Origin of the sequence: Streptomyces albicerus (assembly GCF_008905045.1) — a bacterium.
Classification (GTDB): domain Bacteria; phylum Actinomycetota; class Actinomycetes; order Streptomycetales; family Streptomycetaceae; genus Streptomyces; species Streptomyces albicerus.
The window spans coordinates 1-11,170 of the sequence record NZ_VWMY01000103.1 but is presented as its reverse complement, the minus strand read 5'-3'; the positions used below and the strand labels follow the sequence as shown (position 1 = coordinate 11,170).

General features: G+C 69.5%; 8 protein-coding genes. 2 read left to right on the top strand and 6 right to left on the bottom strand.

The window, feature by feature from the left end; genetic code table 11:
* Nucleotides 1-95 precede the first annotated feature (95 nt).
* Complete coding sequence (locus tag GAS53_RS49565; protein WP_151484381.1) at nucleotides 96-1,799, top strand: sodium:solute symporter family protein; 1,704 nt, start codon at nucleotides 96-98, stop codon at nucleotides 1,797-1,799.
* A 21-nt stretch (nucleotides 1,800-1,820) separates the two neighbouring features.
* Complete coding sequence (locus GAS53_RS49560; RefSeq protein ID WP_151484380.1) at nucleotides 1,821-2,141, top strand: hypothetical protein; 321 nt, start codon at nucleotides 1,821-1,823, stop codon at nucleotides 2,139-2,141.
* A 208-nt stretch (nucleotides 2,142-2,349) separates the two neighbouring features.
* On the opposite strand, the gene GAS53_RS49555 is transcribed toward GAS53_RS49560, so the two are convergent.
* The 6 genes from GAS53_RS49555 to rsmA all read right to left on the bottom strand — a co-directional run bounded on the left by GAS53_RS49555 (nucleotide 2,350) and on the right by rsmA (nucleotide 11,054).
* The gene (locus tag GAS53_RS49555) at nucleotides 2,350-3,072 is read right to left on the bottom strand and encodes a helix-turn-helix transcriptional regulator (RefSeq protein ID WP_151484379.1); all 723 of its coding nucleotides are present in this window, start codon (nucleotides 3,070-3,072) and stop codon (nucleotides 2,350-2,352) included.
* A gap of 285 nt (nucleotides 3,073-3,357) precedes the next feature.
* The gene (locus tag GAS53_RS49550; RefSeq protein WP_151484378.1) at nucleotides 3,358-5,202 is read right to left on the bottom strand and encodes an outer membrane protein assembly factor BamB family protein; all 1,845 of its coding nucleotides are present in this window, start codon (nucleotides 5,200-5,202) and stop codon (nucleotides 3,358-3,360) included.
* An 82-nt stretch (nucleotides 5,203-5,284) separates the two neighbouring features.
* Nucleotides 5,285-7,135, bottom strand: coding sequence for an outer membrane protein assembly factor BamB family protein (locus GAS53_RS49545; RefSeq protein ID WP_151484377.1), 1,851 nt, complete (start codon nucleotides 7,133-7,135; stop codon nucleotides 5,285-5,287).
* Between the two features lie 212 nt (nucleotides 7,136-7,347).
* The gene (locus GAS53_RS49540; protein ID WP_151484376.1) at nucleotides 7,348-9,156 is read right to left on the bottom strand and encodes an ABC-F family ATP-binding cassette domain-containing protein; all 1,809 of its coding nucleotides are present in this window, start codon (nucleotides 9,154-9,156) and stop codon (nucleotides 7,348-7,350) included.
* A gap of 147 nt (nucleotides 9,157-9,303) precedes the next feature.
* On the bottom strand, nucleotides 9,304-10,197 hold the full coding sequence (locus tag GAS53_RS49535; protein ID WP_151484375.1) for a 4-(cytidine 5'-diphospho)-2-C-methyl-D-erythritol kinase: 894 nt from the start codon (nucleotides 10,195-10,197) through the stop codon (nucleotides 9,304-9,306).
* Nucleotides 10,194-11,054, bottom strand: a complete 861-nt coding sequence (gene rsmA, locus GAS53_RS49530) for a 16S rRNA (adenine(1518)-N(6)/adenine(1519)-N(6))-dimethyltransferase RsmA (RefSeq protein WP_151484374.1) — start codon at nucleotides 11,052-11,054, stop codon at nucleotides 10,194-10,196. Before rsmA ends, GAS53_RS49535 begins: the two co-directional genes overlap by 4 nt.
* Nucleotides 11,055-11,170: the final 116 nt, after the last annotated feature.

Here is an 11,170-nt window from a genome sequence, read left to right as displayed (position 1 = left end):
AAACATTAAACAGAACCGAACACATCAAACCACAAACCCCCACGCTCGTCACCACCACAACCAAACAAAGAACACCAAAGTGAAGTGAGCGCTGTATGCAGACCCCCACAGATCCGGCCCCTACATCGCACATGGACCTGGCCGCCGAGCTGCGGCTGCCCACCAACTGGCTCGACTACACGATTCTGGCGATCTACTTCGTCGTCGTCCTCGGCATCGGCTTCGCCGCCCGCCGCTCGGTGAAGACCAGCCTCGACTTCTTCCTCTCCGGGCGCTCGCTGCCCGCCTGGGTGACCGGCCTCGCCTTCATCGCCGCCAACCTGGGCGCGACCGAGATCCTGGGCATGGCCGCCAACAGCGCCCAGTACGGCGTCTACACCACGCACTGGTACTGGATCGGCGCCATCCCCGCCATGGTCTTCCTCGGCCTGGTGATGATGCCCTTCTACTACGGCTCGAAGGTCAGGTCCGTACCGGAGTTCCTGCTGCTGCGCTTCGACAAGTGGGCGCATCTGCTCAGCTCGGTGCTGTTCGCCTTCGCCGCGATCCTCATCGCCGGGGTGAACCTCTACGCGCTCGCCATCGTCGTCGAGGCGCTGCTCGGCTGGCCGCAGTGGGTGTCGATCGTCGTGGCGGGCTTCTTCGTGCTCGGGTACATCACCCTCGGCGGTCTGTCGTCCGCGATCTACAACGAGGTGCTGCAGTTCTTCGTCATCCTCGCCGCGCTCATCCCGCTCTCGGTCCTCGGCCTGAAGAAGGTCGGCGGCTGGGACGGCCTGTCCGACTCGCTGACCGAGAGCCACGGGGGCGACTTCGTGACGGCGTGGGGCGGCACGGGCATCGGAAGCGACAACCCGCTCGGCGCGAACTGGCTGACCATCGTCCTCGGCCTCGGCTTCGTGCTCTCCTTCGGCTACTGGACGACGAACTTCGCCGAGGTGCAGCGCGCCCTGTCCGCGAAGAACATGTCCGCCGGGCAGCGCACCCCGCTGATCGCCGCGTTCCCGAAGATCTTCATCGTCTTCCTGGTGATGATCCCGGGTCTCGTCGCGGCCGTGCTCGTACCGAAGATCGGGACCGCCGGCTCCGACCTCCAGTACAACGACGCGATCCCGTACCTGATGGAGGACCTGCTGCCCAACGGCGTCCTCGGCATCGCGGTGACGGGTCTGCTGGCGGCGTTCATGGCGGGCATGGCGGCCAACATCTCGTCCTTCAACACGGTGTTCACCAACGACATCTGGGCGAAGTACGTGGTGAAGGGCCGGGAGGACACGTACTACGTGCGGTTCGGGCGGCTGATCACGGCGATCGGTGTGCTGGCGTCGATCGGCACGGCCTTCCTGGCCTCCTCCTTCTCCAACATCATGAGTTACCTCCAGACGCTGTTCTCCTTCTTCAACGTGCCGATGTTCGTCGTCTTCATCGTCGGCATGTTCTGGAAGCGCGCGTCCATGAAGTCCGGCTTCTGGGGGCTGCTGGTGGGCACGACTGCGGCGATGATCAACTACTTCGTCATCTACAAGCAGGACATCATCGACATCCCCTCCGACCAGGGCGCCAACTTCGTCTCCGCGATCGCGGGCTTCGTCGCCGGCGCGGTGGTCATGGTCGCCGTCTCGCTCTTCACCGCCCCGAAGCCGACGGAGGAGCTGCAGGGCCTGGTGTACGGGACGCGCTCGCCCGGCATGGAGGAGCCGCCCGCCGAGGGCGACGACGCCTGGTACCGCAAGCCGGCCCTGCTGGGCTGGAGCGCCGTGATCCTGGCCGCCGCCTGCTACATCCCCTTCTCGTTCTGACTGCCGGAGGTTCGATAACCCATGTCCGAGTACTCCGAGCGTGACGTCCAGCGAGCCGTCACCGAACTGCAGGGCAAGTCCGCCACCGCGGCCAGGCTCTTCGACATCCGGCGCATCATCGGCGGCCTCTTCGTGGTCTACGGGATCATCGTCACGATCGCCGGCATCACCGTGTCCGACGCCAACCTCGACAAGGCCGAGGGCGTCAACATCAACCTCTGGACAGGCCTGGGCATGCTCGCGCTCGGCCTGTTCTTCCTGGCGTGGCTCTGGCTGCGCCCCACCCCACCACCGGTCGACACGGAACAACTGCTGCCGGAGCCCGACAAGGACACCGAGTAGCCGCACGGTCGAGCAGGCCCCGCTCGGCGAGGCGCACCGGACGCCATCCCGGGCGGTGATTGGAAGGTTCGGGACAGCGGCGCAGTGCCTGCGGGATCGGTGACCTGCGTACAACCCGGTGCGGCTTGTCCCAAATCTTCCAATCGGCCCCCGAAGACAGCGCGGGGCGCCGCCCCGCCGCGCCGCCCCGCCGAGCGGGCCGAATTCGCTAGGACTCCGGCCCTGGCCCCGGTCCCGCCCCCGGCTCCGGTGTGGAGTGCGGCGTCACCGGGCCCGCCCGGTCCAGCAGTCCCGTGCGGGCCGCCAGTGCGGCTGCCTCCAGGCGTGAGCCGACGCCGAGCTTCATCAGGACCCGCTGTACGTGCGTCCGCGCGGTGCTGGGCGCTATGCCCATACCGGCCGCGATGAGCCGGGTGTCCTCGCCGTCGGCCACCCTCACCAGCACCTCCACCTCACGCGGTGTCAGCATCTGGAGCAGCCGCTGCCCCTCGTCGTCGGGCTGCGCGGCCGGGTTGAGCAGCTCGCTGAAGGCGCCCTGCAGGAGCTGCGGCGCCACGGCCGCCTCTCCCGCCCGCGCCTTCATGATGGCCCGCTCGACGCCCTCTATCCGCTCGTCGTGCCGTACGTAACCGGAGGCGCCCGCGGCGAACGCGGCGGCGATTCCGCGCGGGTTGGGCACCGGCCCGAGGACCAGCACCGCGACCTGCGGCCGCTCCCGCTTGATCTTCACCACCGGGTCGAAGATGCCCGGTTCGGCAGGCGTGGCCGTGCCGATCAGGCACACCTCCGGAGCCCTCGTGATCACCAACTCCGCCGCTCCCGCCGCGGGCGCCGCCGCGGCCAGCACGCGGTGCCCGCGCAGCTTCAAGGCCGAGGCCAACGCCTCAGCGAGCAGTCGGTGGTCGTCGACCACCATGAGCCGCACTCCCATCGAGCCCAACCCCCCAGTCCCCCCAAGGATCCCCACTGGTACCCCATGGATAGGAGCCCCCCGGCTCTCCATCCCCCGGAAGCTACACGCTTGTTCGACGTTGCGCTTCCCCTACTGGAGAGAAGTGCCCCGGATTACCGAAATTCCTCGCATTCGCGAGCGATGGGACGTACGAGCACGGCTCCGCCCCTGAGCAGGGGCGGAGCCGTGACCGACGGACGAACGCTTGATCGGTGTACGACCCGGCGGCGGCCGCGGCGAAGGCTTCCGGCAGCCGCCGGGTGCCTATTCGGCGCCGAACCCGATCGCCGCGTACTCCTTGGGGGCGTCCGCGGAGTACGGAGCGCTGATCAGGTCCTGGGCCATGAAGAGCCGGCCGCCGGTGTACAGCATCTCCGAGGACTTCGGGACCATCCCGCTGATCGCGCTGCGGACCCGGGCGTCGGCCGGGGTCTCCAGGAGCTTGGTCTCCTTCAAGGACCCGCCGTCGATGGAGACGACCTGGGAACCCTTGTCGTAGGGGCCGTTCTTGTACGCGAGGATGTTGCCGCCGTCCATCCGGATCGGGAAGATCTCGTAGCCGTCGCCGGCGTCGGCCCGGTCGCTCGTGGGCTTCCCCGTGGCCAGCGAGAAGGACACGATCTCGTTGACACGGCTGTACTGCTCGGCGCCCTCGTGCTGCTTGGTCGGCACGTACAGCTTGTCGTTGCCGGCGGCGATCGCCTTGCAGTCGTGGACCTTGTTGACCCCGCAGTCGTGCTCGTACTTGCCGTCCTCCAGCGTGATCTTGGTCCGCAGCTTGCCGCTGTCGTCCAGCGAGAAGACGTCCGTCGCGCCGGACGCGGTGATGTCGCCGGAGTCCACGCCGAAGACGACCGGCTTGGTGGAGATGACCTTGGCGTTGTCGATGCCCGCGGGGAGCTTGAAGGTCCACTTGACGGTGCCCGACTTCGGGTCGAGCAGTTGGACCTCGTACTTCTCGTTGCCGTAGTCACCGCACTTGCGGACGGCGACCAGCTGCTCGCCGCCGGCGTAGCCGACGTCCTCGCACGTGTCGACCTTCGGCTGCCACAGGACCTTGCCGTTGGTGATGTCGAAGGCTGCGCCGCCGTTGGTGCCGGAGCCGACCGCGACCGTGGTGCCCGTGATGCTGGCTTCCTTGAAGGCCGCCTTCTCACCGCCGTTGGGGGCCACGGACTTCGTCCAGAGCTCCTTGCCGGTGTTCAGGTTGAAGGCGGTGACCTCGGTGCACTGCGGGTACGGGTCCGCCTTGGTCCGCTTGGCCTCCTCCGCGATCACCACGGCGACGCCGTCCTTGGTGACCTCGGGGGAACCGGCGCAGGTCAGGCCCGACAACGGCAGGGTCCAGGACTCCTTGCCGGTGTCCGGGTCGTAGCCGATGACCTCGCGGACGCCGGCCTTGGCGTATGTCTTGTCCGTCAGCCAGGAGCCCGCGACGCTCCAGACCTCCTTCTTGGGCACCTCGGCCGCGGGCACCTGGAAGAGGACCTTGGCGCTGGTGCTGGACGGCACCTTCTCCGTGCCGCCGCCTCCGGTGGCGGCGTCGTCGCCACCGCTTTTGTCGTCCTTGCCTTCGGTGCCGCCGGGTCCCGCGGAGGTGTCCTTGTCGTCGTCCTTGCCGGACGAGCTCGCGTACCAGACACCGCCGCCGACGATCAGCCCGATCGCCAGGACGGCCGCGACGATGATCACCATCTGGGCGTTGAGTTTCCGCCCGCCCTGCGGAGCCTGCGGCTGCAGCGGCATCGTGGTCGGCTGCTGATAGCCGTACGGGGGTTGCTGGCCGTATCCGTACGACGGCGGCTGCTGGCCCGGGTAGCCGTACCCGGGCTGGCCCGGCGCGGGTGTCTGCGGGGCTCCCTGGGGTGCCCCGGGCGCCTGCGGGTAGCCGTACGGCTGCTGCGGCGGGGCCGACGGCCCACCCGCGGGCGGAGTCTGGGGGGCCTGCGGGTAGCCGTAGCCCGGCTGCTGCGGCTGCTGCGGGGGCGCCGCGGGCGGACCGGCCGGCGGAGTGGGCGGGCCGAAGCCACCGGGAGGCGGGTCCTGCGGGGCACCGAAACCGCCTCCCTGGGGCGGCTGATTGGGCGGCGGGGGCGGCGGCTGGCTCATGACGTGTGTACCTCGGATACGAAGGGGACGAAGGTGGGGTGGACGGGAGGGACGAGAGGGACGGGAAGGAGCGCCGGCCCGGTCACTTGCCGTAGGCCAGCATCAACTTCTCCTTCGAGTCGTCGTTGCCCGTCAGCCGGGTGGTGGAGAGGTAGAAACGCCCGTCCACATAGTCGATGGCCTTCGAGAAGAAGCCGTTCTCGATGTCCGCGGTGCCCTGCGGGTTCTGCAGTAGCTTCTTGGGCGTGTGCGAGCCGCCGCCGGTCGGGATCGAGACGATCTGCCCGCCCGAGTCGTACGAGGGCTGCACGTAGGCGATGAGGTTCGTGCCGTCCATCTTCATCGGCATCATCGACTCGTCGGCCGGGGACTTGGTGCGCCACTTCTCCTTGCCGGTCTCCAGGCTGATCGCGACGACCTCGTTGGCGCCGCTCTTCGCCTCGGTCGGCAGGTAGAGGGTGTTCGTGTCGGCCGCCACACCCGCGCAGCCCTGGAGGTCACGCGAGAGGATCGCCCAGCCGCACTCGGGCGCGAAGGACTCGTCGACGTCGACCTGCGAGCGGGTCGAGCCGTCGCTCTTCAGCGTGGTGACGTTCCACTGCTTCTTGTCCTCGTTGGTGAGGTAGAGGACGACCGGGTCGACGGAGTACGTGCGCTCGACGCGCCAGCCCTTGGGGATCTTCTTCGTCCACTTGGCCTTGCCCGTCGCCGGGTCGAGCTCCTGCACCTCGTCGTGCTCGTTGTCGCCGCCGGCGCCGCAGGACGAGACGGCGAGGATCTTCGGGCCGCCCGTGAACGCGGCCGGGAAGCAGGTCGGCTCGTACCGCTTCTTGTCCCAGAGCTTGTCGCCGCTCTTGACGTCGTACGCCGTCCCGGACTGCCCGCGGCCGACGACCAGCGTGTCCCCGGAGACGGACAGCCCGACGTTGAGCATGCTGTCGAACAGCTCGCCCGCCGCGACCTCCTTGGTCCAGCCCTTCTTGCCGGTGTTCAGGTCGAGCTGCACCAGCTGGTTGCACTCGGCGGTGTTCTTGGTGCCTTCCTTGTACGCCACGAACACCTTGTCGTCGGACGTCTTCTCATCGGACACGGCACAGATCGGCTGCGGGAACGTGAGCGCGGGCCAAGCCTGCGCGCCGTCGCCGACGTTGTAGGCGAAGACCTGCTTGTACGCGGCCTTCACCGCGACCTTGTCGGTGACCCACTGGCCGGGGGCGTCGGCGCCGGAACCGGGCGCGTCGGGCGCCTCCTTGTACCAGAGCACCTTCGACTCGCCCGCCTGGCGGCCCTCGTTGAGGTCCTCGGTCCCCTTGTCGCCGTCGCCGTCGCCGTCACCGGGGTTGATCGGGCCGTCCGTGGCGGAGGGCTTGGCGTCCTGGCTCTTGTCGGCGACGGGCTTCTTCTTGTCGTCGTCACCGCTGCCGGAGACGGCCCACACGGTGCCGCCGATGACGAGCACGGCGGCCAGCGCGGCCCCGATGATCACGGCGGGCTTCCCCTTGAAGGGGTTCCGCGAGCCGCCGCCCGGCGGGGTGCCGGGCGCACCCGGGAACTGCGGCTGCTGCGGGTATCCATAGCCGGGCTGCTGACCGTAGGGCCCGGGCTGCTGCGGCTGCCCGTACGGGCCGGCCTGCTGCTGACCGTAGGGGCCGGGCTGCGTGTACGGCCCCGGCTGCTGGCCGTACGGACCCGGCTGGGCGTACGGGCCGGACGGGCCGGGCTGCTGCGGATAGCCGTAACCGGGCTGCGGCGGAGTCTGCGGCGCGCCCTGCGGAGGCGGTGGAGCCTGCGGCGGCTGGGCGGGCGGCACAGGCGTGGCCCCCGGCGGGTCCTGCGGGGGGCCGAAGCCTCCCTGTGGCGGCTGGTCCTGCGAAGGCTGGTCCGGTGGCGGTCCGAACCCGCCCTGCGGCGGCTGGTTGGGCGGCTGAGTCATCAGCGCGTTCCCCCTCTTCACTGATTTTTAGCCATGCCCTGCAGTACGCACCGCAGTAGGCGGCGCACTCACAGTGGTTGTCAGACTGTCTCAGACTGTTCTCAGACGGCCCTTTCTATCACCCTGTCGCGCTCGAACAGCGGGCCGGTTCCCCCCTGTTCCCAAGGGAGGACCGGCCCGTGATGCCCTCGTTACGCTCCTTCACGCGCCCTTCACGCGTCGTCTGCGAGCTCCAGCCAGCGCATCTCCAACTCCTCGCGCTCGGTGGCCAGTTCACGCAGGTTGCCGTCCAGTTTCGCCACTTTCTCGAAGTCCGTGGCGTTGTCGGCGATTTGGGTGTGCAGCCTGCTCTCCTTCTCGGAGATCTTGTCCAGCTGCCGCTCGATCTTCTGGAGTTCCTTCTTCGCGGCGCGGGCGTCGGCGGCCGACACACCGGACTTTTCGGCCGACTGGACGGACGCGGGAGCCGAAGCCGCCGCGGCCTCCTCCATCTTGTGCCGCCGCTCCAGGTACTCGTCGATCCCGCGCGGCAGCATCCGCAGCGTCGCGTCGCCGAGGAGCGCGTACACCTTGTCCGTGGTCCGCTCGATGAAGAACCGGTCGTGGGAGATCACGACCATCGAGCCGGGCCAGCCGTCGAGGACGTCCTCGAGCTGGGTGAGGGTCTCGATGTCGAGGTCGTTCGTCGGCTCGTCGAGGAACAGGACGTTCGGCTCGTCCATCAGCAGCCGCAGCAGCTGGAGCCGGCGGCGCTCACCACCGCTCAGATCCCCGACCGGCGTCCACTGCTTCTCCTTGTTGAAGCCGAAGGTCTCGCAGAGCTGGCCGGCGGTCATCTCGCGGCCCTTGCCGAGGTCGACACGGTCGCGCACCGCCTGGACGGCCTGCAACACCCGCCAGTCCGGGTCGAGTTCGGCGACCTCCTGGGAGAGGTAGGCGAGCTTCACGGTCTTGCCGACGGCGACCCGCCCGGCGACGGGCTGCTTCTCGCCCTCGGAGCGCGCGGCGTCCGCCATGGCCCGCAGCAGCGAGGTCTTGCCGGCGCCGTTCACGCCGACCAGGCCGATCCGGTCGCCCGGCCCGAGCTGCCAGGTCAGGTGCTTCAGCAGCACCTTGGGCCCGGCCTGCACGGTGACGTCCTTCAGGTCGAAGACGGTCTTGCCGAGCCGGGTCGAGGCGAACTTCATCAGCTCGCTGCTGTCCCGGGGCGGCGGCACGTCCGCGATCAGCTCGTTCGCCGCCTCGACGCGGAAACGCGGCTTGGACGTACGGGCGGGGGCGCCGCGGCGCAGCCAGGCCAGCTCCTTGCGTACGAGGTTCTGCCGCTTGACCTCTTCGGTGGCGGCGATCCGCTCCCGCTCGGCCCGCGCGAAGACGTAGTCGGTGTAGCCGCCCTCGTACTCGTACACATCGCCCTTCTGCACGTCCCACATGCGCGTGCAGACCTGGTCGAGAAACCACCGGTCGTGGGTGACGCAGACGAGGGCGGAGCGCCGCTCGCGCAGATGCTGCGCGAGCCAGGCGATGCCTTCCACATCGAGGTGGTTGGTGGGCTCGTCGAGGATGATCAGATCCTGCTCCTCGATGAGCAGCTTGGCCAGCGCGATACGGCGCCGCTCACCGCCGGAGAGCGGTCCGATCACGGTGTCGAGCCCCTGCGGGAACCCCGGCAGGTCGAGCCCGCCGAACAAGCCGGTCAGCACGTCCCGGATCTTGGCGTTGCCCGCCCACTCGTGGTCGGCCATGTCCCGGATGACCTCGTGGCGGACGGTGGCCTCCGGGTCGAGGGAGTCGTGCTGGGTGAGCACGCCGAGGTGCAGGCCGCCGGAGTGCGTGACGCGCCCGGTGTCGGCCTCCTCCAGCTTGGCGAGCATCCGGATCAGCGTGGTCTTGCCGTCACCGTTGCGGCCGACCACCCCGATCCGGTCGCCCTCGGACACGCCGAGGGAGACTCCGTCGAGCAGCGCACGGGTTCCGTACACCTTGCTGACTGCCTCGACATTGACCAGATTGACGGCCATCGCACTCCTGACAAGGGGGATCGATCGACCTTCCAGGGTAGTCGGCCGAAAGGTTGATCCTTTCAACCGCCCGAGGACAGGCGCCCCGATAGGGGCGCGGGGAACTGCGCGACCAGCCCCCACACACCCGCGGACGACACACAACCGTCAAAGCACAGTGGCCCCCGGCACCGGCCCCGCCGCAACCCGTGCCGTACGGCACGTACCGGAAACGACGAGTGCATCCGCGACCTTCACCGCCGACTCCGCATCACGCACCAGGAACGCGGTCGTCGGGCCAGAGCCCGACACCAGCCCCGCCAACGCCCCCGCAGACCGGCCGGAGGCCAACGTCTTCGCCAGCTCCCCCCGGAGGGACACCGCGGCAGGCTGAAGGTCATTGGAGAGAGCGGCGGCGAGAGCCACCGAGTCCCCCGCGGCCAACGCCCCGAGAACCCCGCCGGAGGCAACCGGCTCCGGCACCTCGACACCCTCGTTGAGCCGGTCGAACTCCCCGTACACCGCCGGCGTCGACAGCCCGCCGTCGGCGACGGCGAACACCCAGTGGAAGGTCCCCCCGACCTCCAGAACCCGCAGCGTCTCCCCCCGCCCGGTTCCGAGCGCCGCCCCGCCGACCAGGCTGAACGGCACATCACTGCCCAACTCGGCGCAGATGTCGAGGAGTTCGTCCCGCGAGGCCCCGGTACCCCAGAGGGCGTCACAGGCGAGCAGCGCACCCGCACCGTCGGCGGAACCGCCCGCCATGCCCCCGGCGACGGGAATGTCCTTGGCGATGTGGATGTGCACGTCGGGTGCCCGCCCGTACCGCTCGGCCAGCTTCTCCACCGCCCTGGCCGCCAAGTTCGTGCGGTCCAGGGGCACTTGGGAGGCGTCGGGCCCTTCGCAGGTGACCCGGAGGGCATCCGCCGGGGTCACCGTCACCTCGTCGTAGAGGCCGACCGCGAGGAAGACGTTGGCCAGGTCGTGGAAGCCGTCGGGGCGGGCCCCGCCCACGGCGAGCTGCACATTGACCTTGGCGGGCACACGTACCGTCACGCTCACTGTTTGTTCTCCGCGATCCGTGCGAACTCCTCCACCGTCAGGGACTCACCGCGCGCCTGCGGCGAGACGCCCGCCGCGACGAGGGCAGCCTCGGCGGCCGGGGCGGAACCGGCCCAGCCGGAGAGCGCGGCCCGCAGGGTCTTCCGCCGCTGCGCGAAGGCGGCGTCCACGACGGCGAAGACTTCACGCTTCGAGGCGCTCGTCTTGACCGGTTCGGTCCGCCGTACGAGCGAGACGAGTCCGCTGTCGACGTTCGGCGCGGGCCAGAAGACATTGCGCCCGATCGAACCGGCCCGCCTGACCTCGGCGTACCAGTTCGCCTTCACGGACGGCACGCCGTACACCTTCGAGCCGGGTGCGGCGGCCAGCCGGTCGGCGACCTCCGCCTGCACCATCACGAGCGTGCGCTCGATGGTGGGGAAGGTGTCGAGCATGTGCAGCAGTACGGGGACGGCGACGTTGTACGGGAGGTTCGCGACGAGGGCCGTCGGGGCGGGGCCGGGCAGTTCGGTCACGTGCATGGCGTCGGAGTGGACGAGCGCGAAGCGCTCGGCCCGGTCCGGCATGCGGGCCGTGATCGTCGTGGGGAGGGCGCCCGCGAGTACGTCGTCGATCTCCACGGCGATGACGTGGTCGGCGACCTCGAGCAGGGCGAGGGTCAGCGAGCCGAGGCCCGGGCCCACCTCCACGACCACGTCCTCGGGGCGGACGTCGGCGGTCCGTACGATGCGGCGCACCGTGTTGGCGTCGATGACGAAGTTCTGGCCGCGCTGCTTGGTGGGCCGTACGCCGAGGGCTCCCGCGAGTTCGCGGATGTCGGCGGGGCCCAGGAGGGCGTCGGGGGTGGGGCTGCTCACGGACCAAGGGTACGGGTGGGTCGGCGCGGGGTTTTTCGCCCCCGCCGCCCCTACCCGTCCCATCCCCTGGGGCTCCGCCCCAGACCCCGTCGGGGGCCAGCCCCCGAACCCCCGCT